Raw genomic sequence first — 24,457 nt, 5'->3', positions numbered from 1 at the left:
AGCGCCCGCAGGGCGGTCTATGATCCGGTGAGGCCCGCGACCAGATCGCTATCGTCGGACAGGGCGATGGGCAGCAGCCGGAACCGCTCGATCTCGCTCTTGAGATAGGCCTGGCGCAGGATTGCGGCGCCGCGCGTCTCCGCGCTCAGCCGGGCAATGGCATTGCGCTCGGCAACCTCGCCCGACAGCCAGAGCAGGCCGCTAGCCACGCCCAGGAACAGGGCAATCCACAGGATGCGATTCGGGAAGCGGGCGCCGTCCATAGCCCTGCATATCGCGCCAACCAGCGATGTGCAAATTTCTGCACATTGCGCGATATTGGTGGGCAGGTATATGCACTAGATAAATTGGCGGCAGACGTGAAAAGTTTGTCAATGCACTGAATTATAATGATTTAATTTCATTCCTCCTACAATTTGTCGCGCATGGCTGACGGCTCGATACTGGCGACCTCAATTCCCGACCCGCCCATTCAAGAAGGCGGGAAGGCTTTTGGCGAGGGCCAGAAAGATAACTGTCATGCAGATTTCCGATTTCCCCGACGCGCCGGTCGCACGGCGTCCCTGGTATCTTCATCTCTATGCGCAGGTGCTGCTGGCGATCATCGCCGGTGTGGCGCTCGGCCATTTCGCGCCGCATCTGGGCGAGGCGATGAAGCCGGTCGGCGACGCCTTCATCAAGGCGGTGAAGATGGTCATCGCCCCGGTCATCTTCCTGACGATCGTCACCGGCATTGCCGGCATGCGCGACATCGCCAGCGTCGGCCGGGTCGCGGGCAAGGCCTTCGCCTATTTCCTGTTCTTCTCCACCCTGGCGCTGGTCGTCGGCATGATCATCGCCAATGTGGTGCGGCCGGGCGCTGGCCTCAACATCGATCCCGCCACGCTCGACGCCAGCAAGGTCAGCGAATATGCGGAAAAGGCGCATGACAGCACGCTGACCGGCTTCCTGACCGGAATCATCCCCGACAGTTTCCTGTCCGCCTTCGTCAGCGGCAATATCCTTCAGGTGCTGTTCGTCGCCATCCTGTTCGGGGTCGCGCTGGCTCTGATCGGCGATCGCGGTGCGCGCGTGCTCGACCTGCTCGAAGATGTCTCGACCGCCGTGTTCAAGCTGGTCGCCATCGTCATGAAGGCCGCGCCCGTCGGTGCGTTCGGCGCCATGGCCTTCACCATCGGCAAATATGGCGTCGGCACGCTCGCCAATCTCGCCTTCCTGGTCGGCACCTTCTACCTCACTTCGGCGCTGTTCGTGGTCGTGATCCTGGGCCTGGTCGCCCGTGCCGCCGGTTTCTCGATCTTCGGCTTGATCCGTTACCTGAAGACCGAATTGCTGCTGGTGCTCGGCACATCCTCGTCGGAAAGCGCCCTGCCGGCCCTGATCGAGAAGATGGAGCGGGCGGGCTGCCCCAAGTCGATCGTCGGCCTGGTCGTGCCGACCGGCTACAGCTTCAACCTCGACGGCACCAATATCTACATGACGCTGGCCGCGCTGTTCATCGCGCAGGCTACCGGTGTGGACCTGTCGATCGGCGACCAGATCCTGTTGCTGGGCGTCGCCATGCTCTCGTCCAAGGGGGCGGCGGGCGTGACCGGCGCGGGCTTCATCACGCTGGCGGCGACCCTTTCCATCGTCCCATCCGTGCCTGTCGCCGGCATGGCCCTGATCCTGGGCGTCGACCGCTTCATGAGCGAATGCCGCAGCCTCACCAACTTCATCGGCAATGCGGTGGCGACGGTCGTCGTCTCGCGCTGGGAAGGGCAGCTGGACCAGGCGCAGTTGCAGGCCGCGATGCGGGGTGATGGCAGGGAGCCATCCCCGGCTGAGCCGGCGCTCGCCAACGCCGTCCCGGCGGAATGAGGCGCAGCCACCATGGTTCGTTTCTCCTGCGCGGCCGCGCGCCGCCCCATCGCCGTCTCCGCTCTCACCCTTGCCACCCTGTTCGCTCGCCCCGCATGGGCCGACGACATGCCCGCTGAGCCCGCCAGCCTCTATCCTGCCGATGCCGTCGGCGAAGGATCGGTGTCGGGCGGCTATGCCCTGTCGCGCTGGGCGGAGGACTGGCGCAGCAAGGCCGATCCGCAGCAGCGCGACGACCTGTTCGCTCGCCTCAAATATCTGCCGCTCGACGATGATGGCGACATCTATCTGACGCTCAGCGGCGAGGCGCGGGTGCGGGTCAATTACACGACCAACCTCAACCTGCGGAACGCCGGCAGCCAGCGGCAGGACATCAACCGGCTGGTCGGTGGCGCCGACCTGCATGTCGGGCCGCATCTGCGCTTCTATGGCGAAATCGCCCATGGCGGGATTTCCGGCGACAATATCGGCACGCCATCGGGATCGCTGCGCAATGATCTGGTGCTGCTTCAGTCCTTCGCCGAACTGAAGGGGCGGGTCGCGGGCATGGACCTGGGCCTGCGCTATGGGCGCCAGGAATTTACCGACGGCCCCAATTTGCTGACGTCGCAGCGCGACAACAACACGATCCGCTATGCGCTGAACGGCGTGCGGGCCTGGGCACGGACGGGGTCGCTGCGCATCGACGCCTTTGATTTCAAGCCGACGGCTTTGGGCAATGGCGGCATCGACGATGACAAGGTCGAGCAAGGGCGGCGCTTTTCCGGCTTCACCGCCGGAATCCGCATTCCCGAAAAGGCGCTGGGCGGATCGGAGCTTTATCTCGATCCCTTTTTCTGGCGGTTGCGCACCAGCGAAGCGCTGTGGGGTGGCATCACCGGCCGGGTCGAGCGCTTCTACGCTGGCGCGCGCCTGTGGGGGGAGGTCGGCCCGGTCAATCTCGACTGGACCGTCAACCACCAGTTCGGCGATTTCGACGGCCGCGACATCAGCGCCTGGCAGCTTTTCTTCAACCAGAGCTACAAGCTGCCCGGCGACCTGCCGATGGGGCCGCGCATCGGCTTCCACGCCGATTATGCCAGCGGCGGCGGCACGTTCGAGGGTGGCACGCTGAAGGCCGCTTACGCTCCCTTCGGCAATAATATCTATTACAGCTACCAGCTGTGCATGACGCCGACCAACCTCAAGACGCTGGCGCCCAGCCTGACCCTGTCGCCGCTCAAGGGCGTGAAGATGCTGATGGAATATCAGTTCGCCTGGCGCGCCGATGAAAATGATGCGGTCTATCGCGCCAACAAGTCGATCTTCGCCGGCACCCAATCGGTCTCCGGCCACAAGATCGGTGAATCGATCCGCGCACAGATCACATGGTCGATCACGCCGCGCCTGTCCTTTGTCGGGCGCTACGAGCATCTGGATGCAGGGCCGGTGCTCAGCCGTGCCGGTTATGGCAACAGCGATTATCTGGCCGGCTGGCTGAGCTTCCGTTTCTGAAGGTGGATGGGGTGGTGAGCATGACCTGACGGACAAGATTGGCGAACGCGCATCCGGCCGCCCGGCCCCTTTCCACGCAGATTTGGAATCCACGATCATGACCTCCTCCTCCAGTCCGGCGGCACCGCGCCGCCGGTCCCTGTTCAAGAAGATCCTCCTTACCCTCGCCATCCTCATCCTGGTGCTGGCGATCGCCGCCACCGCCTTCTTGTTCCGCCCGATGGCCTCGCCCGCCGGCAAGGCGGCCGCCAATGACAAGCCGGTCGATGTGCTGGTGATCGGCGGCGGCATCATGGGCGTGACGCTGGCAACCTATCTCCAGGAGATGGAGCCGGACTGGCGGATCGATATCTACGAGCGGATGGACAAGGTCGCGCAGGAAAGCTCGAATGGCTGGAACAATGCCGGCACCGGCCATTCGGGCTTTGCCGAACTGAACTACACGCCGGAGAAAGACGACGGATCGATCGCGACCGACAAGGCCGTCGATATCGCCGAGCAGTTCGAGATTTCGCGCCAGTTCTGGTCGCATGAGGTCAAGCAGGGCCGCCTGCCCAAGCCGACCGACTTCATCAACGCGACGCCGCATATGAGCTTCGTCTGGGGCGACGATAACATCGCCTATCTGCACAAGCGCCGCGATGCGCTGGTCAAGAACCCGCTCTTCTACGGCATGCAATATTCGCAGGATCCCGCACAAATCCGCCGCTGGGCGCCGCTGGTGATGGAAGGGCGCGACCCGGAGCAGAAGGTGGCGGCGACGTTCATGCCGCTCGGAACCGACGTCAATTTCGGTGTCATCACCACCCAGTTGACCCATGCGCTGACCCGCAATCCCAATTTCAACCTTCAGCTTGGCCATGAAGTGCGCGGCCTGCATCAGAATGCGGACAAGACGTGGAACGTCACCGTCCATGACCTGAAGAACAACAGCGATAATGTCGTGAAGGCGAAGTTCGTCTTCATCGGCGCGGGTGGGGCCTCGCTCAAGCTGTTGCAGATGTCGGGCATTCCGGAATCGAAAAACTATGCCGGCTTCCCGGTCGGCGGCCAGTTCCTGGCGTTCGAAGGGCCGGCCGCGACCAGCCGCCACAATGTGAAGGTCTATGGCAAGGCCGAGGCCGGATCGCCGCCCATGTCGGTGCCGCATCTCGACGCGCGCAAGCTGGACGGCAAGTCGGTGACCCTGTTCGGTCCCTTCGCACTGCAGAGCACGAAGTTCCTGAAAAATGGCTCGCCGCTCGATCTGTTCGCCTCCATCTACAAGAATAATGTCGGCGGCATGATGAAGGTCGGCGCGGAAAATCTGGATCTGGTCCGCTATCTGGCGCAACAGGCGACGCTGACCGACGCCCAGCGTCAGGCCGAACTGGTCAAATATTATCCCAATGCCAAGCGTGGCGACTGGAAGCTCATAACCGCCGGCCAGCGCGTGCAGGTGATCAAATATGATCCCAAGAAGGGGACCGTTCTGCAGTTCGGAACCGAAATCGTCACCGACAAGGATGCCAGCATCGCCGCGCTGCTAGGCGCCTCGCCCGGCGCCTCGACCTCGCCGGCGATCATGCTGGAAGTCATGCGCCGCGCCTTCCCGCAACAGATGGCTGGCGACTGGAAGCCCAAGGTGGAAGCAATGGTGCCCTCCTATGGCCGGAAGCTCAACGCCAGCCCGGACCTCACCAACCGCATCCGCCGTATGACCAGCCAGACTTTGGGCCTGCCCTATATCGAGGTGCCGGCGAGCCTGACTGGTGCGACGCCTAATGCCGGTGCCAAACTGCCGGCGAAGCGCAACCTCAATTCGGAACAGCAGGCGCTGTAACGAGCGGACAGGGGATGGGTTGGCGCGCGATCGCCAGCCTGTTCCCTGTTCCTCAGCCTATCGCCGGGTGATGCCCGCGCCGCCATCCACCGGGAATACGCCGCCGGTGATCCAGGCGGCTTCATCCGACGCGAGGAACAGCACCAGATTGGCAACATCCTCGACGGTGCCGAGCCGGCCGAGCGGGTGGCGCAGGATATTGGCGGCCAGCGCGGCGGCCGGATCGGGCTGTTGGTCGAAGGAGGCGCGCAGCATTGCCGTGTCGATCGAGGCCGGGGCGACGCAATTGGCGCGCAGGCCGTCGGCCGCGACGTCCAGCGCAAAGCCCTTCATGAAGGTTTCCAGGCCGCCCTTCGACGCGGCATAGGCGGCCAGGCTGGGCGCGCCCATGCGGGCATTGATCGAGGAAATGAAGACGAAATTGCCCCGGCCCGCGTCCTGCATGGCGGGGGCGAAGGCCTGGACCAGGCGGACCGCGCCACCGACATTCACGTCATAGATCGCATTGAAGGCTTGCGGTGAGGAGGCGAAGATGTCCGCCTGTTCGGTCGCGGCGCCGGCATGGACGATGATGTCCGGCGGCCCAAGCCGTGCCAGCAGGTCGGCCGCGCCCTGCGCAATGCCGGCGTCGTCGGCCAAGTCGCAGACCCATGCCTCGTCCCCCGCATCGGAGGCGATCCGGTCCATCGCGACGACATGGGCGCCCTCCGCCTTGAAGCGGACGCAAATGGCCGCGCCGATGCCGCCGGCGGCACCGGTGACGAGGGCGATCTTACCGGACAGGCGGGGCATATCTTCTCCATTCGTATTTATAAAAGCAACATATCATCTAGGAATGCGCTCGCAATGACATAATTCTGACAATGCCAGATTGACGTGTTGCTAAATGAGCGATAACTGAAATGGAAACAGGAGAGGAAGGGGTTCCATGAAGGTTAGTGGCGTATATCCGGTTCTGCCCACGCCGTTCGATGCGTCGGGCGCTATCGACGATAGCGGCATGGATGCGATTGTCGATTTCGTCGTCGATTGCGGTGTCGATGGCGCAGTCTTTCCGGGCCTCGCCAGCGAATATGACATGCTCTCGCTCGATGAGCGGATCGGCCTCATTACCCGGATCGCCACGCGCATCGATGGCCGCATCGGCTTCATCATCGGCGGGTCCAGCCCGGACGTCGAAGAAAGCCTGGCGCTGATCCGTGCGGGCAAGGCGGCGGGTGCCGCCGGCGCGATGGTGATGACGCCGGGCGCGCTGGCCGGCGACAATGACGCGCTGGCCGCCCATTATCGCAAACTGGGCGAGGTCGGCCTTCCACTGATGCTGCAGAACGCGCCCCGGCCGATGGGCGCGGGTCTGAGTGCCGAGGATGTCATCGCCGTGGTCGGCGCCGTCCCCGCCATCCACTGGGTCAAGGAAGAGAATATGCCCTGCGGGCAGCGGATCAGCGCGATCCGCGCCGCCGCGCCCGATCATCTGCTGGGCGTGTTCGGCGGTGCCGGTGGCCGCTACATCACCGACGAACTGGCGCGCGGCGCGATCGGCACCATGCCGGCGGCCGAACTGCCCGAGGCGCATGTGGCGCTGATGGCCGCCCATCTGGCCTGCGACGGCGATGCGGTGCGCGCCCATTATGAACGGATGCTGCCGCTGCTGATGATGCAGGCAGTGTTCCGCTGGCGCCTGACCAAGGAAGTCTTGCGCCGGCGCGGCCTGATCGCCGACGCCTTCACCCGCGCGCCCGGTCCGGAACTGGACGAGGGCGACCAGCGCGAGCTTGACCGCATCCTCGCGCGGATCGACGATTGGACCGGAATCGGCGTGGTGCAGGGCTGAAGGATATGGGCGCGATGGACGATGTGATCGAGCGGCTGGACGTCTTCACCGTCACCATTCCGCGCGACGTGCCCTATCTGGGCGCGCTGGGGCCGGGCGAGGAAGTCAACGCGGCCGGCTATATCGTCCGGCGCCGCAATGGCACCATCTATCCGACGGTCGACCGATCGGTCGTAGTGCGCGTCATCAGTCGGTCTGGGCTGGTCGGTTGGGGCGAGACCTATGGCCTTGTCGCGCCGGGAGTGATCCATGAACTGGTCGACGATGTCATCGCGCCGATCCTGATCGGTCGATCGGCCCATGATGTCGAGGTGATCTGGGAAGATCTTTACGACCTGATGCGGGTGCGCGGCTATCAGGGCGGTTTCTGGCTGGATGCGATGGCGGCGGTCGACATCGCGCTGTGGGATATCCATGCCCGCGCCGTCGGCCTGCCGCTCTGCCGCGTGCTGGGCGGCCAGCGGCGCGAGACCATTCCAGCCTATGTCTCCGGCCTGCCCGAACCGACATTGGAGGCGCGCTGCGCGCTGGCGAAGCGCTTCGTCGACCAGGGGTTCGACGCGATCAAGTTCGCCGGCGTCGTCAGCTTCGACGGGATCGAGGCGGAGGCGCGGGCCTTGCGCGCGGCGATCGGCCCGGACGTCAAGCTGATGGTGGATCTCCACTGGATGTATTCGGCGGCCGAGGCAGTGGCGCTCATCCGCCGGCTGGAACCGCATGACCTTTATTTCGCCGAGGCGCCGGTCAAGCCCGAGGATGTGGCGGGGCTGGCCGATGTCGCCGCCCGCGTCGCGACGCCGATCGCCGCGGGCGAGGAATGGCGCAGCGTGTTCGATGCCCGGCCAAGACTGGAAGCGCGCGCGGTATCGATCGTGCAGCCCGAAATGGGGCATACCGGCATCACCCAGTTCATGCGTATCGCCCGGCTGGCGGAGGCGCATCATGTCCGGGTGATGCCGCATGCGACCATCGGCGTCGGCATCTTCGCGGCGGCCAGCCTGCATGCCGCCGCAGCGGTGCGCGACCTGCCCTATCATGAATATCAGCATTCGATCCTGCCGCGTTCGGCGCAATTGCTCGATGGGCGCCTGTCCTGCACGGCCGGCGCCTTTGCCTTGCCCGAAGGGCCGGGGCTGGGGGTGGCGCCGAACGCGGCCTTCTGGAACCATGTAACGCGGGGGCGGCAATGAAAGATCTGGGCTGGCTAAACGCCATGGTCGGACGCTAGAAACGGCCATGCGCACGAAAATCAACGCCCAGCCCAACCAGAGCCTGATCGACGGGATCACCACGCTTCAGGCGCTCGCTTCCTCGCCCGAGCCGATCGGCTGTCGCGAACTGGCGCGACAGCTGGATTCCGATCCGACCAAGATCAACCGGTTGCTCAAGACGCTGGCCTATCTGGGCATCGCCCGCCAGACCGCGAACCGCAAATATACCGCCGGGCCGGGCATGCATGTGCTGGCGGCGCAGAGCCTGTTCGCGTCGGGCCTGATCCGTCGCGCCCTGCCGGAACTGGAGCAGCTGCGCCGCTACGGCCATACGGTGGCGATGGGCGTGCTGTGGAATGACAGTGTCTCCTATCTCTTCCACGCCCCGCCGGGGATCGAGGCGTCGCGCGGCCTGGGCCGTATCGGCCTGTTGCCGGCGACGACCAGCGGCATCGGCATCGCCCTGCTCGCGGAACTGGAGGATGCCGATGTGCGCGAGCTGTATGAAGGGCGCGACATTCCGATGTTCCCCGACGGCATCGACAGCCTGCTCGCCAAGCTGAGCGAGGTTCGTGCGCTGGGCTATGCGCGCGTCCATGTGGCGGATGAGCGCGACCATCATATCGTGTCCGTGTCGATGGGCGATCCGGTCCATGCCGGCATCGCCATGTCGGGCTGGATTCCCGAGGGGGCGACGGCGCCGCTGGTCGAGGCCCTGCGTGAGGCGGCGCAGCGCATCGGAGAGTAAGTGTTGCTTCATGTGATACAAATATGCCGCTATATCGATTTTTCTTAGCGAAAATGGCCAATTAAATCGATATAGAAGCAACAAATTTCAGATTTCGGGATTGACACGTCGCTAATTGTGCAACAATTTCCCTCTCAGAAGCACAATGCTCGCACAGGAGGGGATGAAGATGCGCAAGGTAGCAAAATGCGCGAGCCTGTTGGTACTGGCCACCACGGCCGCGTTTCCGACGATCGTAGCCGCCCAGGAAAACGCAGAGCCGCAGCCAGCCCAGGCGGCGGACGGCGCGGTCGCCGATATCGTCGTCACCGGCATTCGTCAGAGCCTGAGCAAGGGCATCGAGACCAAGCGCCAGGCTGTCACCTTCGTTGACTCGATCGTGGCCGAGGATGTCGGCAAGCTGCCCGACCAGAATATCGCGGAATCGCTCCAGCGCGTATCGGGCGTGCAGATCCGCCGCTCGCTGGGCGATGGCACCAGCGTGTCGATCCGCGGCCTGCGTCAGAACCGGACCGAGGTGAATGGCCGGTCGCTGGTCAGCCCCTTCGGTCGCGGCCCCGGTGTTCCGGCCGATGCCGATTTCAATCCGCTGTCGCTTTATCCCGCCGAACTGATCAGCCGCCTGGAAGTAACCAAGCTGCTGTCGGCCGACCAGATTGACGGGTCGCTGGGCGGCACGGTCAACATCATCACGCGCAAGCCGCTCGACGCGCCGAACACGATGGTCGCCGGCCGGATCGAGGGCAGCTATGCCGACATGCTCGACCGCAAGGGCGTCAGCGGTTCGCTGCTCTATTCGCGCAATTTCGATGACCGGTTCGGCGTACTGGTGAATGTGACCGCGTCCGACCGGCCGATCCAGGAAGACAGCTTCAACAGCTTCGCCGGCTTCCTGCCGCTGACCGGCGCGTTCGACCCCAATGGCGATGGCGTGGCCGACAATGATCCCAATGGCGACGGCCTGGCCGGCACCTATATCGCCGACCTTCGCTATCAGCGGCTGCGCGAACGCCGCAAGCGGCTGGGCGCCAATGTCGTGCTGCAATGGCGACCGACCGACGAACTGGAGCTGTCGCTGGACACCGTCTATGCCGCCGGCAAGGCCAAGCGCCGGCGCAACTGGTTCGCCGTCGCGCTGACCAGCAATGGCGCGGACTATGTCGATTACAGCTTCTCACCCAATGAGGTGCTGGTCGCGGGCACGGTCCGCCGGCCGCTGCAGGGCAATGACGAGCGGCTGACGATCAAGGATGACTCGCTCTCCAGCGCGCTGAACCTGCGTTATGAGAAGGGGCCGTGGACGATCAAGGCGGAGGGCAGCTATTCGGATGCCCAGCTCAACTACAACCAGACCTATGTCCGCACCCAGACGCGGGCATCCTATCTGACCTCGTTCGATTTCACCGGTGGCGGCGTGCCGCAACTGACCCTGCCGTCGGGCGTCGACCTGCTCGATCCGTCGCTCTACAATTATTCCAACTTCTTCGATAACCGCTTTGAATCCAATGCGAAGGAATATGCCGGCCGGGTCGACCTGCGCTATGCGATCGAAAGCGGCGTGCTCGACTCCTTCGAGGTCGGCGGCCGTATCGCCAAGCTCAAGACCGCGCGCAATTCGCTGCTGTCACAACTCACCTCCTCGGTCCGCCTGACCGATCGGGATGCGGCGCTCTATGAGGTCGGCAGCTTCCCCGATCTGCTGGGTGGCAAGGCGCCCTTCGCCCAATCCTATCTGGTCGGCAATCCGTTCGGCACCGGCGCGGACTTCGCCTGCGAGGCGATATTGGGCAGTTGCACGCCGCGCGTGCTGGACCCCACCGCCTCCTACAAGCTCGATGAAGTCACCAAGGCGGGCTATGTGAAGCTCAATCTGAAGGGTGATCTGGGCAGCATTCCCTTCTCCGGCAATATCGGCCTGCGTTACACCCGCACCGATCGCGATGCGGTATCCGCGCTGCGCCGCGCCGACGGGACGTTCCAGCCGGTCACCGCATCGCCCTCCTATGAGGACTGGTTGCCCAGCGCGGTGCTGAAGTTCGACCTGACCGACAAGCTGGTGGCCCGTGTCGGTGCGGCCAAGGTCGTCGGCCTGCCGGACTCGCAGGATCTGAGTCCCGGCCTGCTGCTCAACCGCATCGTCTATACCGGGACCGGCGGCAATCCGAACCTCAAGCCCTTCCGTGCGGATCAGTATGACGTGTCGCTGGAATGGTATTTCCGCCAGGGTTCGGCGCTGACGGTCGGCCTCTTCTACAAGGATATCGGCTCTTTCCTGACCACCCGCTCGACCTTCGAGGATGTGCCGGGCGAGACCCAGCAATTCCTGGTCACGCGCAAGGTCAATGGCGAGGGCGGCAAGCTCAAGGGCGCGGAAGTGATGTTGCAGCTGCCGTTCAACTTCCTGGACGGCTTTGCCAGCGGCTTCGGCATTCTGGCGAACTACAGCTATATCGACAGCAGCACGCCGTTCGTGAATGCCCGCACCGGCGCTACCCTGCCACTGGAAGGGCTGTCCAAGCATAATGCCAATCTGGTCGGCTATTATGAAAAGGACGGGTTCGGCCTGCGCGTCGCCTATAATTATCGCTCGGGCTATCTCGACAGCGTGACGGCGGGCGGCGAAGGCTCCTTCTTCAAGCCCTATGAGACGATCGACGCATCGATCCGTTATGATTTTGGCGCCTTCGGCATCTATGCCGAGGCCGGCAACCTGACCAACGAGAAGCAGATCCGCTATACCGGCGCGCCCGAAGCGATCGCCCTCTATGCCGAGCAGGGCCGCCGCTTCGCCATCGGCGCCAACTTCAAGTTCTGAGGACGGGATGACTATGCTGATCGCGGGCGATTGGGGATCAAGCAACATGCGCCTTCACCTGTGTCGGGTGGAGGAGGGGCGGCTGATCCCGGTCGAGACGGTGCGTGGCAAGGGCGCCAAGGATGTGGCCGATCATGAAACCGCCTTCCGCGCGGCGGCAGGGGACTGGATCGATCGTCATGGTCCGATGCCGGTGCTGCTGTCGGGCATGATCGGGTCGACCATCGGTTGGCGCGAGGCGGCCTATCTGCCTTGCCCGGCCGGGCCAGAGGCGATGGCCGGCGCGTTGCTGCGGTTCGAGGCGGCGGGATGCCCTATCGCGATCGTGCCGGGCCTGTCGTGCCGCAACATCTTCGGCCAGCCCGATGTGATGCGCGGCGAGGAAGTGCAATTGTTCGGCTGGCTGGCTGGCGTGGCGGACGATGATGCCGAACGGCTGATCTGCCTGCCGGGCACGCACGCCAAATGGGTGCGGACACGGGGACGGACGGTGTTGGGTTTCGTCACCTCTATGCAGGGGGAAATGCGCGAGCTGCTGCTCGCCCATGGCCTGCTCGGTCGGTCGTTGGCAAAACCCTATGATCCGGCCGCGCCGACCGACATCGCCGCCTTCGATGTCGGAGCCGGGCTGGTGATCGATGATCCGACGCTGGCGATCGAACATGGACTGTTCGCGCTGCGCAGTCGCATCCTGATGGGCGAACTGACCAGCGACGCCGCGCCATCCTTCCTGTCCGGATTGATGATCGGTGCGGAGGTCCGCGACGCGGTCGCCGCCCATCGCGCGCGGGGCATGGCGGTGGACACCATCGTCCTGGTCGGCGCGGAACTGCTGGTCGATCTCTATGGCCGGGTCTGCGACCGGCTGGGGATCGCGACTGAAAGAGCAGCGGGTGACGGCACCGCGCTTGCCGGCCTATCGGCGATCGCCGCGCGCATGGAGGCCGCCGCCGCATGATCGAGGGGAAGGCCCGCAGGATCAGATGGGCGATCCTGGCGATGTTGTTCGCCTCGACCGTGATCAACTATCTCGATCGGCAGGCGCTTTCGATCCTGGCGACGACGGTGCAGCAAGACCTGCATATGGATGACATCGCCTATGCGCGCGTCGTCCAGGCTTTCCTCATTGCCTATACCTTCGCCTATCTGATGGCCGGCCGGGTGACCGACTGGCTGGGCACGCGCCTGTCGCTGGCGCTGTTCGTGGGCTGGTGGTCGCTGGCGAACCTGCTGACCGGCTTCGTCCGGTCGGCAGGGGAGCTGGGCGCGGCGCGCTTCGCGCTGGGGCTGGGAGAGGCCGGCAATTATACCGCCGGGCCCAAGGCGGTTTCGGAACATTTTCCGCCCAAGGAACGGGGTATAGCGCTCGGCATCTATACGGCCGGGGCGATGATCGGCGCGACGCTGGCGCCACCGCTGATCGCCGGCATCGCGCTGCATTTCGGCTGGCGCGCGGCGTTCATCGCCACTGGCGCGGCGGGGCTTGTCTGGCTGGTCGTCTGGCTGATGGTCTATCCGCGCAGCGCGCCGGAGCCGAAGGAAGAGCGGATCAGCGAGGGCGCGCTATGGGGCCGTATCCTGCGCGACCGGTCGGTCTGGCTGCTCGCCGGTGCGCGCGCGGTTGCCGATCCGGTCTGGTATTTCTACCTCTTCTGGTTTCCCAAATATCTGACCGATATCTATGGCCTGACCTTGATCGCGGTCGCCTCCATGGCGTGGATCGTCTATCTCGCGGCCGACCTTGGCAGCATCGGCGGGGGCTTCTTCTCCAGCCGGTTGATCGCGCGTGGCGTGGCGCCAGCAACCAGCCGCATCATCGTGATGGGTGCGGCCGCGCTGGTGGCACCGCTCGGTGCGATCGCGGCCAGCCATCCGGCCCTGCCGGTCCTGTTCGCGCTCGCCTCGGCCGTGGCCTTCGCCCATCTGGTGTTCCAGATCAATATCAGCACGCTGATCGTCGATCTCTATCCCACCCGTATCGTCGCCACCGTGTTCGGCGTCGTGGCGGCGGGCAGCGGGCTTGGCGGCCTGCTCTCGACCCAATTGGTCGGCCAGCTTGTCGCGGGCGGCGCGTTCGAACGCAGCTTCCTGCTGATGGCGCTGCTCCATCCGATCGCCTTTCTGCTTGCCTTCCTGGCGCTGCGCAGTGCGCGCCGATCCAATGGGGAAGGCCAACTCGTCCACGCATAACAACAAGTGGGAGAGGAAGATGAAGCATTTCTATGGACTGGCAGGGGGACTGGCCCTTGCCGGAACGGCGTCGGCCGCGCTGCTGCTGAGCAATACGGCCACCACGGGCGGCGCCAGCGGATCGACCAGCGCCATCGCCAGCTGGGTCAGCCTGGGCAGCCCGCTCCAGGCCACGGCGGAAGAACCGATGGCGGCGGCGCTCGCCGCCAGCATCAGTGTCGAACGGGTGCCGCGAGACGCGGATTCCTCCAACCAGGCGGCCTGGTGGGTGCCAATCGCACTGGCGCCCGATGGCACCCTTTATGTCGCCTTCGACAGTCCCCCGGCATCCGGCGCGGCCGGCAGCCATGAGGTCAAGATCGGCAAGCGCGACACAAGTGGCACCTGGACCTTCGCCGTGCTGCGCAATCCCGATGGCACGGTCTGGACCGAGGCGGACGATATCGGCCACAAGCAGCCAACCATCGCGGTCGACGGCGCGGGCGTGCTGCATGTCTGGGCCGACATGCACAATCTGTCGGATGGCATGCGCTATTTCCGCGCCGATGCGCCCGGTGGCATGAGCTTCACCCGCCAGACCGATATCCCCGCCACCGGCCTCTATACCTATCCGGTCGCCAAGCGGGCGCCCAATGGCGACGTCTATCTGATGATCCGCAGCTATGATGCGGCGACCTATGATGGCGAGGGGGAGCTGTTCCGCTGGGCTATGTCTGGCAGCAGCGGTAGTTGGAGCCATGTTGGCACCTTTGCCGCCGCCAATGACGCGGTCGTCTATCCCGACGACATGACATTCGGCAGCGACGGCAGCGTTCATCTGCTGTGGGAATGGGCCAAGTCGCTGCCCCGGTCGCTGCGCCATTATGGCAGCTATCTGCGCTACTCGCCGACCGGCGGCGGCTGGAGCTATGCCGATGGCACGGCGGCAACGCTGCCGGTGGGCCTCGCCAATGCCAAGCTCTTCTTCCTGCCGCTCCAGTCGGGCGAGGTCTTCACCACCGACCAGACGCTCAAGGGACTGCAGAGCGCCAAGCTGGCGCTCGACGATTATAACCAGCCGACCATCGCCTATCGCTATCGCCCGACCGATGGCAGCGGGGACGCCAATTTCGATGTGTGGCGCGTGCGCTGGAGCGGCACCGGCTGGACCAGCCGGGAAAAAATCTACGCCGCCAGCAACAATGTGCCCGCGGCGCTGGGCATATCGCGCACGGCGGCGCAGGTCCGCGTTTATTTCGCCACCACCGGCGAAGGGCTGCGCCAGGGGCTGAAGACATCGACGGCGTCGGGCTGGACCATCACGGACCTCGCGCCCGGCAAGGCGATAACCCGGCTTGCCACGGTGCCGCTGTCGGCCGACACCGACATCATCTATGGCGCCGCGCCGACCGATGTGAACAGCACCACCGGCAGCGTCTATCTGACGCAGGTCACGAACTGAAAGGGAGACGGGATGATCGGCAGTCGACGCGAATTTCTGGCGGCGGTGGCAAGTTCACCGTTGTTCGGCCGCTTTTCCGCGGCCACCGACGAGCCGACGCAGATCATCCCGCTCTGGCCCGATGGCGTGCCGGGCGGCAAGATACCGGCCATCACCGAAGTGGTGGACGACCAGATCGACACGCTGGGCTATCGCTACCGCGTCGGCATCCATGTGACGCGGCCGACCCTGTCCTGGTTCGCGGCGGCCAAGCCGACTGGCGCGGCAGTGCTGATCATTCCGGGTGGCGGCTATTCGCGGGTCGGCATCGACCGGGAAGGCTATGAATGCGCGCGCTGGATGGCCGACATGGGCATCCATGCCTTCGTCCTGCGCTATCGCCTGCCGGCCGATCGCTGGGCGGCGGGGGCAGATGTCGCGTTGCAGGATGCGCAACGGGCGATGCGACTGATCCGGGCCGGGCGCAGCGGCGGCTGGACCGTCGATCCGCAGCGGGTGCTGGTGCTGGGCGGATCGGCCGGCGGCCATCTGGCCGGAAGCCTGTGCATGCGGCCCAATGACCGCATCTATCCGATGGCGGAAAGTGCGGACCATCTGTCGGCCCGGCCGGACGGGGCGATCCTGCTCTATCCGGTGGTGACGATGGCCGGCGCCACCAATGGCGGGAGTCGAAGGTCGCTGATCGGCGACAATCCGACTGACGCCCAGATTACGGCATATTCGCTGGACAAGATCGTGGCGTCGACCACGCCGCCAATGATCCTGTTCCATTCGGTCCATGACCGCACCGTCCCGGTCGACCAGTCGCTGACCCTGTTCGGCGCGGTGCGCGCGGCGCAGGGGGCGATCGACATGCATCTGTTCGACGAAGGCAGTCATGGCGTCGGCCTGCGCGGCGACCCGGCCCAGCCCTTTGCCGACTGGCCGACAATCGCGCGCAAATGGCAGGTGCGGAGCGGGCTGGTCTGAGTGTCAGGGGCTCCCGTGGAAGGAGGACATATTCTTCCAACCGATTGATCTTTTCCGTCGCATCGCGCTAAGCCCGGCCGATATTGTGGCGCCCGATCGGGTGCTGCCCGGAAAGGATGAGCATGTCCCCATATCTGAAGGCCGGCGCTGCGTTGGGCGCCTTGCTGCTGTTTCCCGTCACAGCCGCGCAGGCGCAGCAAAAGCTGACGCTGGAGCGGGTGTTCGCAAGCCCCGACCTTGCCGGCCCGCAGCCGCGTGCTCTCAAGCTCTCGCCCGACGGCAAGCTGGTGACCCTGCTCAAGCCGCGTGCCGACGAGAAGGAGCGGCTCGACCTGTGGGCGATCGACACCGCAACCGGCGCCGAACGCATGCTGGTGGATTCGAAGAAGACCGGCAGCGGCGCGGAACTGAGCGAAGCGGAAAAGATGCAGCGCGAACGCGACCGCTCGGTCGCTGGCAGCACCGGCATCACCAGCTATGACTGGTCGCCCGATGGCAAGAGCATCCTGGTGCCGGTCGATGGCGATCTCTATCTCGCCGCGCTTGACGGCAAGGTCACCCGCCTCACCGACACGCCGGACGGCGAACTCAACGGCGTGGTCAGCCCCAAGGGCGGCTTCGTGTCCTTCGTGCGCGGCGGTAACCTGTTCGTGCAGCCGATGAACGGCAGCGAGAAGCAACTGACCCAGGGCGCCAGCGATACGGTCAGCTGGGGCGTGTCGGAATTCGTCGCGCAGGAGGAAATGGATCGGCGCACCGGCTATTGGTGGTCACCGACCGACGCGATGATCGCGGTCGCGCGGGTTGATGAAAGCCCGGTCGGCATCGTCACCCGCACCGCGATCGGCGGCGAGGGGACCAAGGTCTATCAGCAGCGCTATCCCGCAGCCGGCACGCCCAACGCCATCGTAGACCTTTTCGTCATGAAGGCGGACGGCTCAGGCCAGGTCCAAGTCGATCTCGGCGCGGACAAGAACGTCTATCTCGCCCGTGTCGACTGGTCGAAGGATGGCAAGACCCTCTATGTCCAGCGCGAAAGCCGGGACCAGCAGCGGCTTGACCTGCTTGCGGTCGATCCGGCGACCGGCAAGGCCAAGATCGTCCTCACCGAAACGTCGAAAAGCTGGATCAACCTCAGCAATAATTTCACGCCGCTGAGTGACGGCAGTTTCCTGTGGTGGTCGGAAAAGACCGGCCATGGCCATCTCTATCATGTGCGGGGCGGCAAATGGACCGCGCTGACCAGCGGCGAATGGGAAGTACGCGATATCGTTGGCGTGGATGAGGGCAAGGACCTGGTCTATTTCACCGGCAATCGCGACACGCCGCTGGAGCAGCAGCTCTATGTCGCATCGCTGGCCAAGACCGGCCCGCTCAAGGCGCTTACCGCCAAGGGTTGGTGGAACGACGCGGTGATGGATGGTGCGGCGAGCCGGATCGTGGTCACCCGCCAGAATGCCGACCAGCCCAAGCAGGTCTATCTGGCTGATAGCAGCGGCAAGCAGCTGCAGTGGATTTCGGAAAATGCGCTGAAGGGCGATCATCCCTATGCGCCCTATCTGGCGAGCCATGCCAGGACCGTTTTCGGCACCGTCAAGGCGGCCGATGGCAGCACCCTCTACACCAAGATGCTGACCCCGCCGATGCAGCCGGGCAAGCGCTATCCGGTGTTCATGATCCATTATGGCGGTCCGGGTGCCGGGCGCCAGGTGACCAACACATGGAGTGGCGCGCTGAACCAATATCTGGTCGACCAGGGCTGGATCGTCTTCTCGATCGACAATCGCGGCACGCCCGATCGCGGCAAGGCGTTCGAGGACCAGATCCATCGCGCCATGGGCACCGTCGAGGTCGACGATCAGCTGAAGGGCGTCGAATGGCTGAAGGCCCAGCCCTTCGTCGATCCCGAGCGGATCGCCACCTATGGCTGGTCCTACGGCGGCTATATGTCGCTCAAGCTGGCGGAAAAGGCGCCGGGCACCTTCGCCGCGATCGTCTCGGGCGCGCCGGTGACGAAATGGGAGTTTTACGACACTCATTATACCGAACGCTATCTGGGCCAGCCGCAGGACAAGCCCAGCGCCTATCCGGGCTCCGACGCGGTCGATGATGCGGTGAAGATCAAGGATCCGCTGCTGCTGATCCACGGCATGTCTGACGACAATGTCGTGTTCGACAATTCCACCGCGCTGATGGCCAAGATGCAGGGCGCGGCCGTGCCGTTCGAACTGATGGTCTATCCGGGGCAGACGCATCGCGTCGGCGGGCCGAAGATCAGTGTTCACCTCTGGACGACGATCGAAAATTTCCTGCGCGATCAGGGTGTCGATCCGGCAAAGTGAAGGCCGGGCGTAGAGAGTAACGGATGGGTGGCGTCAATCGTGCTGACGCCACCTCCCACCCCGTGACTATCGCTGGTAATAGCCCTTCTTTCTGGACAAATCGCGCCACTGCGCTATGCGCCACCCCGCAATACTGCATGGAGTGGAGTGTTAAGTCATGGGTTATAAGGTCGTCGTCGTTGGTGCCACCGGTAATGTGGGCCGCGAGATGCTGACCATTCTCGCCGAACGCGAATTCCCGATTGACGAGATCGCGGCGGTTGCATCGCCCCGGTCGCAGGGCACCGAAATTGATTTCGGTGACACCGGCAAGACACTCAAATGCAAAAATATTGAACATTTCGACTTCACCGGCTGGGACATCGCCCTGTTCGCGGCCGGCTCCGGCCCGACCGCCGAATATGCGCCCAAGGCGGCGGCTGCCGGCTGCGTCGTGATCGACAATTCGTCGCTCTATCGCATGGACCCGGACGTGCCGCTGATCGTGCCCGAAGTGAACCCGGACGCGATCGATGGCTATGTGAAGAAGAACATCATTGCCAACCCCAACTGCTCGACCGCGCAGATGGTCGTGGCGCTCAAGCCCTTGCATGACGCCGCCAAGATCAAGCGCGTCGTCGTCGCCACCTACCAGTCGGTGTCGGGCGCCGGCAAGGAAGGCATGGACGAGCTGTTCGAGCAGTCGCGCAACATCTTCGTCGGCGATCCGGCCGAGCCGAAGAAGTTCACCAAGCAGATCGCCTTCAACGTGATCCCGCACATCGACGTTTTCCTGGACGATGGTTCGACCAAGGAAGAGTGGAAGATGGTCGCGGAAACCAAGAAGATCCTTGATCCCAAGATCAAGCTGACCGCGACCTGCGTACGCGTGCCGGTGTTCGTCGGCCATTCCGAAGCGATCAACATCGAGTTCGAGAATGAGATTTCGGCGAAGGAGGCGCAGGACATCCTGCGTGAGGCGCCGGGCATCATGCTGGTCGATAAGCGCGAGGACGGTGGCTACATCACGCCGATCGAATGCGTTGGCGATTTCGCGACCTTCATCAGCCGCGTGCGCGAGGATTCGACCATCGAGAATGGCATCAACCTGTGGTGCGTCAGCGACAATCTGCGCAAGGGCGCGGCGCTGAACGCGGTGCAGATCGCCGAACTGCTGGGCCGTCGCCACCTCAAGAAGGGCTGAGCCTGCATATGATCTCCGGCGCTGTCGCGACGTGGAAGGCTCTTCCTGTCGCGCAGCGCCGGATGATCGCCGCCTTGCTGGTGGCCATCGGGCTGGCCAATGTGGCGCAGCCCTTTCCCGACTTTGCCCCGTTGCAGCATGGGCCGACGTTGCTGCTGACGTTTGCCACGCCCTGGCTGCTGCGGTGCTGGCCGCTCTCGACCGGATCGGTCGGCTGCATCTGGCTGTTCCTGCTGCTCCACACCTTCGGCGCGCGCTGGATCTATTCCTATGTGCCCTATGATGATTGGGCGCGAATGCTCAGCGGCCATGATATTTCCAGCCTCCTCGGGCTGCAGCGCAATGCTTATGACCGGCTCGTCCATTTCGCCTTTGGGGCATTGCTGACTGCACCGGTGGCGGAGATTGCGCGACGCAAGGGCGGCCTATGCCATGGCTGGAGCCTGGCCTTCGCCTTTGCCGCGATCGGCCTTGGCAGTGCGCTTTACGAGATATTCGAATGGCTGTTGACGGTGATCGCCGCCGGCGAGACGGCCGATTATTATAATGGGCAGCAGGGCGATGTGTGGGATCCGCAGAAGGACATGGCCGCCGCCCAGATCGGCAGCGCCCTGGCCCTGATCGCGCTCTTGCGCCGGCGCGGCGGAGATCCTATCGGCGAGACCCCAAGCCCCGAAGGACCAGCGCAATGACCGACCTGCAGATCGAACGCCATGATATCAAGGGGCTGGGCGGCCTGCCGATCGCGGTGCATGTCGTGGGACAGGGGCGCGACCTGGTGCTCATCCATGGCTATTTCTCCAATGCCTGGACCAACTGGATCCGCTACGGCCATGCCGCCAAGTTGGTGGAGGCGGGTTTCCGCCTGATCATGCCGGACCTGCGCGGTCATGGCGAAAGCGGCAAGCCGCATGACGCTGCCGCCTATCCGGCCGATGCGCTGACCGACGACAATCTGGCGCTGGTCGAGCAGATGGGCCTCACCGACTATGACCTCGGCGGCTATTCGCTGGGCGCGCGCACGACCGTGCGGATGCTGGCGCGCGGCGCGACGCCGCGTCGGGTGATCCTGGCCGGCATGGGCCTGCGGGGGCTTACGAAGACGCTCGACAAGGGCGGCTATTACAAGAAGGTGCTGACCAATCTCGGCACGTTCGAGCGCGGCACGTCGGAATGGATGACCGAGGCGTTCCTCAAGACCACCAAGGGCGACCCGGTGGCGATGCTGCATATCCTCAATACCTTCGTCGATACCGACGAGGCGACCATTGCCGGCTTCCAGCAGCCGACCGAGGTGATCTGCGGCGCCGACGATCAGGATAACGGCATTGCGCAGGAACTGGTCGATGCGCTGCCCAATGGGCGTTATGTCGAGATTCCGGGCAATCATATGAACGCCGTGACCCGCAAGGAGCTGGGCCAGGCGATGGTCGATTTCCTGACCGCTTGACTGTCTCGTCCGCCTAATCCACCTTGGCCCCATAAGAAGACCTGAGGGGCCAAGTTCCATGAAAATCGCCATTTCGATCGCCGCGCTTGCGGCTGCCCTTGTTGCATCGCCGGTGCTGGCGCAGCAGGCGCCGACCACGCAGCAGCCGACCGCTGCCGAGGCCGAAGCCTTCCTGACCAAGGCGGAGAAGGCGCTGTTCGATCAGTCGCTGATCAGCAGCCGGGCCGCCTGGATCAATGCGACCTACATCACCGACGACACCGACGCGCTCGCTTCCTATTTCGGTGCGATCGATACGACGATGCGGGTCGATTATGCGCTGGAGGCGGCCAAGTTCGCGACCGCGCCGGGCCTGACCGAAGAGACCAAGCGCCGCCTGACGCTGCTACGCACCGCGCTGACCTTGCCCGCGCCGACCACGCCGGGTGCCTCGCAGGAACTGAACGATCTCGCGACCAAACTCCAGTCCACCTACGGCAAGGGCAAGGGTACGCTGAACGGCCAGCCGATCAACGGTAGCGACATCGAAGAGAAGATGGGCACGGACCGCAACCCGGCCGAGCTCAAGGAAATGTGGGTCAGCTGGCACGATAATGTCGGCGCCCCGATGCGCGGCGACTATGCCAAGCTGGTGACGATCGCCAACCAGGGCGCCAAGGAACTGGGCTTTGCCGACACCGGCGCGATGTGGCGCTCCAAATATGACATGCCGGCCGATGACTTCGCCAAGCTGACCGACAAGATCTGGGCCGAGGTGAAGCCGCTCTATGACGAGTTGCACTGCTATACCCGCACCAAGCTGAACGAGAAATATGGCGATGCCGTCCAGCCCAAGACCGGGCCGATCCGCGCCGACCTACTGGGCAATATGTGGGCACAGGAATGGGGCAATATCTATGATATCGTCGCGCCTGCCGGCGCCGGCGATCTGGGCTATGACATCACCGACCTGCTGACGGCCAAGAATTACGATCCCATCAAGATGGTGAAGACGGGGGAGGGCTTCTACAGCTCGCTCGGCTTTGCGCCGCTGCCGCAGACCTTCTGGGACCGTTCGCAGATTGTGAAACCGCGCGACCGCGAAGTGATCTGCCATGCCTCCGCCTGGGATCTGGATAACAAGGATGATATCCGCATCAAGATGTGTACCAAGGTGAATGGCGACGATTTCGTCACCATCCATCATGAGCTGGGCCATAATTATTATCAGCGCGCCTATAATATCCAGAAGCCGCTCTATCTCGACGGCGCCAATGACGGCTTCCACGAGGCGATCGGCGATTTCATCGCGCTGTCGATCACGCCCGACTATCTGGTGAAGATCGGCCTGCTCGATCCGGCCAAGGTGCCGGGCACCGACAAGGATCTGGGTCTGCTGCTGCGCCAGGCGATGGACAAGGTTGCCTTCCTTCCGTTCGGCCTGCTGATCGACAAATGGCGCTGGGGCGTGTTCGACGGATCGATCCCGGAATCCAAATATGAGTCGGCCTGGACCGACCTGCGCCGTCAGTATCAGGGCATCGTCCCGCCGGTGTCCCGTGACGAGACGAAGTTCGATGCCGGCGCGAAATTCCATATCCCCGGCAATACGCCCTATACCCGTTATTTCCTGGCGCGCGTGCTGCAGTTCCAATTCTATGAGGCGGCCTGCCGCCAGTCCGGCTGGAAGGGGCCGCTCCACCGCTGCTCCTTCTATGGAAACAAGGCGGTAGGCGAGAAACTTGATGCCATGTTGAAGATGGGCGCGTCCAAGCCCTGGCCCGATGCGTTGCAGGCCTTCACCGGCAGCCGTGAGATGTCGGGCAAGGCGCTGGTCAATTATTTCGCGCCGCTTCAGACATGGCTGAAGGCGCAGAATAAGGGCAAGTCCTGCGGCTGGTAAGTCGCCGTAAAAATTGGTAAATGGCCGGCGCATGAGCGCGCCGGCCGTTATTCTTTCCCTGCTTTTCGGTACTGCCCTGGTGATGACCATCGCCATGGGTGTTTCATGGCTGCATTTCGGCCGCCAGCGGCATGTGCTGACCTGGACCGCATCCTATGCGGTCGCCATCCTCCAATGGATCGCCAATGCAGGTGGCTATTTCCTGCACAGCCGCTGGCTGTTCATCCTGACCGGCATCGGCCTCATTGTCAGCGCGTCGCTACTGGCGATCGGCATCCGTCAGCGGTCGGGCCGCCCCTTGCAATTGCTTGCCTTTGCCGTCCCGGCTGTCCTGGTGAGCCTGGCGATGGCGATTGCGATCGGGCCGGTGGGCAGTCAGATCATGCAGGGGATGATCATTCCCGCCTATGTCGGTCTGCTCATGGCGGTCAGTGCGCTGTCGCTCTGGCCGCGCAATCGGTCCTCCACGCCGCCCGAGCTGGCCTTCTTCGCCGCGCTGCTCGCCTTTGCTTTGGGTCAGCTGGCGCTGGCCACATCGGCAGCCCTGATCCGCGGCCCGGAGGACGGCAAGGAACTCTATCGCGCGATCCTCGGGCTGTTCATGCCGACCGTCTATGTCGGCACGGCGGTTACGGCCGTGCTGGTGGTGGCGGGCGACCTGGCCCAGCAGCTTCGGCAGCAGATGATGCATGATCCGCTGACCAACGTCCTCAATCGGCGCGGTATCGAGGAAGCGGCCGAACGGGCGATCGCCAACGCCCGACGGCAGGGACGACCGGTGGCGCTGGTCATTTGCGATCTGGATGGCTTCAAGGGGCTGAATGACGGCTATGGTCATATGGCGGGCGACGCAGCGTTGCGCGGCTTTGCCCATCTGCTGACCAACGCGGTACGGCGCGGTGATGTGGTCGGCCGCCTGGGTGGCGACGAGTTCGGCCTGCTGATGGTGGATACCGGTGCAGAGGTCGCGGCCGATGCGATGGAGCGCGTGCGCGCCGAAATCAGTTGCCTGCGCCTTGGCGAAGCGCCCCAGGCGCTGCTGCGGGCGAGCTTTGGCGTTACCGATTTGCGGCCGGATGATCGGGAACTGGACGATCTGGTCGCGCGGGCGGATGCGGCGCTTTATGCTGCGAAGCGCGAGGGCAAGAACCGGATCACGGTATCCCGCGCCGCCGCTTGATCCATCGGGATCGGGCGACAGCGCGGACATTCCGGC

General features: G+C 64.2%; 19 protein-coding genes. 17 read left to right on the top strand and 2 right to left on the bottom strand.

What is annotated here, in order from left to right; genetic code table 11:
- Positions 1 to 17: 17 nt before the first annotated feature.
- A complete protein-coding gene (locus tag E5554_RS23380) occupies positions 18 to 263 on the bottom strand; it encodes a hypothetical protein (protein ID WP_247594279.1) in 246 nt (81 codons plus the stop codon).
- A 256-nt stretch (positions 264 to 519) separates the two neighbouring features.
- On the opposite strand from E5554_RS23380, the gene E5554_RS14995 reads away from it, so the two are divergent.
- From E5554_RS14995 to mqo, 3 genes are all read left to right on the top strand, one after another.
- Positions 520 to 1,860 carry a dicarboxylate/amino acid:cation symporter gene (locus E5554_RS14995; protein ID WP_136187286.1) on the top strand — a complete coding sequence of 447 codons (1,341 nt, stop codon included), beginning with the start codon at positions 520 to 522 and terminating at the stop codon, positions 1,858 to 1,860.
- A gap of 12 nt (positions 1,861 to 1,872) precedes the next feature.
- Positions 1,873 to 3,354: an alginate export family protein gene (locus tag E5554_RS14990; RefSeq protein WP_136187285.1), complete on the top strand. Its 1,482-nt coding sequence runs from the start codon at positions 1,873 to 1,875 to the stop codon at positions 3,352 to 3,354.
- 97 nt (positions 3,355 to 3,451) lie between these two features.
- On the top strand, positions 3,452 to 5,176 hold the full coding sequence (mqo, locus tag E5554_RS14985) for a malate dehydrogenase (quinone) (protein WP_136187284.1): 1,725 nt from the start codon (positions 3,452 to 3,454) through the stop codon (positions 5,174 to 5,176).
- A gap of 57 nt (positions 5,177 to 5,233) precedes the next feature.
- Here the strand turns inward: mqo and E5554_RS14980 are convergent, their stop codons facing one another.
- The gene (locus E5554_RS14980; RefSeq protein WP_136187283.1) at positions 5,234 to 5,968 is read right to left on the bottom strand and encodes an SDR family oxidoreductase; all 735 of its coding nucleotides are present in this window, start codon (positions 5,966 to 5,968) and stop codon (positions 5,234 to 5,236) included.
- A gap of 136 nt (positions 5,969 to 6,104) precedes the next feature.
- Between E5554_RS14980 and E5554_RS14975 the strand changes: the two genes are divergently transcribed.
- The 14 genes from E5554_RS14975 (at position 6,105) to E5554_RS14910 (ending at position 24,421) form a co-directional block, all read left to right on the top strand.
- A complete protein-coding gene (locus tag E5554_RS14975) occupies positions 6,105 to 7,010 on the top strand; it encodes a dihydrodipicolinate synthase family protein (RefSeq protein WP_136187282.1) in 906 nt (301 codons plus the stop codon).
- Positions 7,011 to 7,024: 14 nt separating this feature from the next.
- On the top strand, positions 7,025 to 8,200 hold the full coding sequence (locus tag E5554_RS14970; protein ID WP_136187281.1) for a mandelate racemase/muconate lactonizing enzyme family protein: 1,176 nt from the start codon (positions 7,025 to 7,027) through the stop codon (positions 8,198 to 8,200).
- A 46-nt stretch (positions 8,201 to 8,246) separates the two neighbouring features.
- A complete protein-coding gene (locus E5554_RS14965) occupies positions 8,247 to 8,969 on the top strand; it encodes a helix-turn-helix domain-containing protein (RefSeq protein WP_004207194.1) in 723 nt (240 codons plus the stop codon).
- 169 nt (positions 8,970 to 9,138) lie between these two features.
- Entirely contained in the window at positions 9,139 to 11,784 is a 2,646-nt protein-coding gene (locus E5554_RS14960; protein WP_237235066.1) for a TonB-dependent receptor, read from the top strand.
- Between the two features lie 46 nt (positions 11,785 to 11,830).
- A complete protein-coding gene (locus tag E5554_RS14955; protein WP_247594278.1) occupies positions 11,831 to 12,742 on the top strand; it encodes a 2-dehydro-3-deoxygalactonokinase in 912 nt (303 codons plus the stop codon).
- A complete protein-coding gene (locus tag E5554_RS14950; protein WP_136187279.1) occupies positions 12,739 to 13,974 on the top strand; it encodes an MFS transporter in 1,236 nt (411 codons plus the stop codon). Before E5554_RS14955 ends, E5554_RS14950 begins: the two co-directional genes overlap by 4 nt.
- Before the next feature lie 19 nt (positions 13,975 to 13,993).
- On the top strand, positions 13,994 to 15,415 hold the full coding sequence (locus E5554_RS14945; protein WP_136187278.1) for a BNR-4 repeat-containing protein: 1,422 nt from the start codon (positions 13,994 to 13,996) through the stop codon (positions 15,413 to 15,415).
- Between the two features lie 12 nt (positions 15,416 to 15,427).
- Positions 15,428 to 16,384: an alpha/beta hydrolase gene (locus E5554_RS14940; protein ID WP_136187277.1), complete on the top strand. Its 957-nt coding sequence runs from the start codon at positions 15,428 to 15,430 to the stop codon at positions 16,382 to 16,384.
- 122 nt (positions 16,385 to 16,506) lie between these two features.
- The gene (locus E5554_RS14935) at positions 16,507 to 18,726 is read left to right on the top strand and encodes a S9 family peptidase (RefSeq protein WP_136187276.1); all 2,220 of its coding nucleotides are present in this window, start codon (positions 16,507 to 16,509) and stop codon (positions 18,724 to 18,726) included.
- 157 nt (positions 18,727 to 18,883) lie between these two features.
- Positions 18,884 to 19,909 (top strand): aspartate-semialdehyde dehydrogenase, encoded by a 1,026-nt coding sequence (locus E5554_RS14930; protein WP_004207185.1) that lies wholly within the window; start codon positions 18,884 to 18,886, stop codon positions 19,907 to 19,909.
- Positions 19,910 to 19,917: 8 nt separating this feature from the next.
- The gene (locus tag E5554_RS14925; RefSeq protein WP_136187275.1) at positions 19,918 to 20,601 is read left to right on the top strand and encodes a DUF2238 domain-containing protein; all 684 of its coding nucleotides are present in this window, start codon (positions 19,918 to 19,920) and stop codon (positions 20,599 to 20,601) included.
- Complete coding sequence (locus E5554_RS14920; protein ID WP_010338774.1) at positions 20,598 to 21,359, top strand: alpha/beta fold hydrolase; 762 nt, start codon at positions 20,598 to 20,600, stop codon at positions 21,357 to 21,359. The genes E5554_RS14925 and E5554_RS14920 overlap by 4 nt, the downstream gene beginning before the upstream one ends.
- Positions 21,360 to 21,417: 58 nt before the next feature.
- Positions 21,418 to 23,241, top strand: coding sequence for a M2 family metallopeptidase (locus tag E5554_RS14915; protein ID WP_136187274.1), 1,824 nt, complete (start codon positions 21,418 to 21,420; stop codon positions 23,239 to 23,241).
- Between the two features lie 31 nt (positions 23,242 to 23,272).
- Positions 23,273 to 24,421 carry a GGDEF domain-containing protein gene (locus E5554_RS14910; protein WP_136187273.1) on the top strand — a complete coding sequence of 383 codons (1,149 nt, stop codon included), beginning with the start codon at positions 23,273 to 23,275 and terminating at the stop codon, positions 24,419 to 24,421.
- The last annotated feature ends 36 nt before the right edge of the window (positions 24,422 to 24,457 follow it).

Source organism: Sphingobium sp. PAMC28499 (assembly GCF_004795815.1).
In the GTDB taxonomy this organism is placed as follows: domain Bacteria; phylum Pseudomonadota; class Alphaproteobacteria; order Sphingomonadales; family Sphingomonadaceae; genus Sphingobium; species Sphingobium yanoikuyae.
The sequence above is the reverse complement of the archived record's forward strand: the minus strand, read 5'-3'. Positions and strand labels throughout refer to the sequence as shown.

Bases quoted from the DNA above. Each gene is read 5' to 3' on its own strand.
- E5554_RS23380 (WP_247594279.1), bottom strand. From the start codon at position 263: ATGGACGGCGCCCGCTTCCCGAATCGCATCCTGTGGATTGCCCTGTTC.
- E5554_RS14995 (WP_136187286.1), top strand. From the start codon at position 520: ATGCAGATTTCCGATTTCCCCGACGCGCCGGTCGCACGGCGTCCCTGG.
- E5554_RS14990 (WP_136187285.1), top strand. From the start codon at position 1,873: ATGGTTCGTTTCTCCTGCGCGGCCGCGCGCCGCCCCATCGCCGTCTCC.
- mqo (WP_136187284.1), top strand. From the start codon at position 3,452: ATGACCTCCTCCTCCAGTCCGGCGGCACCGCGCCGCCGGTCCCTGTTC.
- E5554_RS14980 (WP_136187283.1), bottom strand. From the start codon at position 5,968: ATGCCCCGCCTGTCCGGTAAGATCGCCCTCGTCACCGGTGCCGCCGGC.
- E5554_RS14975 (WP_136187282.1), top strand. From the start codon at position 6,105: ATGAAGGTTAGTGGCGTATATCCGGTTCTGCCCACGCCGTTCGATGCG.
- E5554_RS14970 (WP_136187281.1), top strand. From the start codon at position 7,025: ATGGACGATGTGATCGAGCGGCTGGACGTCTTCACCGTCACCATTCCG.
- E5554_RS14965 (WP_004207194.1), top strand. From the start codon at position 8,247: ATGCGCACGAAAATCAACGCCCAGCCCAACCAGAGCCTGATCGACGGG.
- E5554_RS14960 (WP_237235066.1), top strand. From the start codon at position 9,139: ATGCGCAAGGTAGCAAAATGCGCGAGCCTGTTGGTACTGGCCACCACG.
- E5554_RS14955 (WP_247594278.1), top strand. From the start codon at position 11,831: ATGCGCCTTCACCTGTGTCGGGTGGAGGAGGGGCGGCTGATCCCGGTC.
- E5554_RS14950 (WP_136187279.1), top strand. From the start codon at position 12,739: ATGATCGAGGGGAAGGCCCGCAGGATCAGATGGGCGATCCTGGCGATG.
- E5554_RS14945 (WP_136187278.1), top strand. From the start codon at position 13,994: ATGAAGCATTTCTATGGACTGGCAGGGGGACTGGCCCTTGCCGGAACG.
- E5554_RS14940 (WP_136187277.1), top strand. From the start codon at position 15,428: ATGATCGGCAGTCGACGCGAATTTCTGGCGGCGGTGGCAAGTTCACCG.
- E5554_RS14935 (WP_136187276.1), top strand. From the start codon at position 16,507: ATGTCCCCATATCTGAAGGCCGGCGCTGCGTTGGGCGCCTTGCTGCTG.
- E5554_RS14930 (WP_004207185.1), top strand. From the start codon at position 18,884: ATGGGTTATAAGGTCGTCGTCGTTGGTGCCACCGGTAATGTGGGCCGC.
- E5554_RS14925 (WP_136187275.1), top strand. From the start codon at position 19,918: ATGATCTCCGGCGCTGTCGCGACGTGGAAGGCTCTTCCTGTCGCGCAG.
- E5554_RS14920 (WP_010338774.1), top strand. From the start codon at position 20,598: ATGACCGACCTGCAGATCGAACGCCATGATATCAAGGGGCTGGGCGGC.
- E5554_RS14915 (WP_136187274.1), top strand. From the start codon at position 21,418: ATGAAAATCGCCATTTCGATCGCCGCGCTTGCGGCTGCCCTTGTTGCA.
- E5554_RS14910 (WP_136187273.1), top strand. From the start codon at position 23,273: ATGAGCGCGCCGGCCGTTATTCTTTCCCTGCTTTTCGGTACTGCCCTG.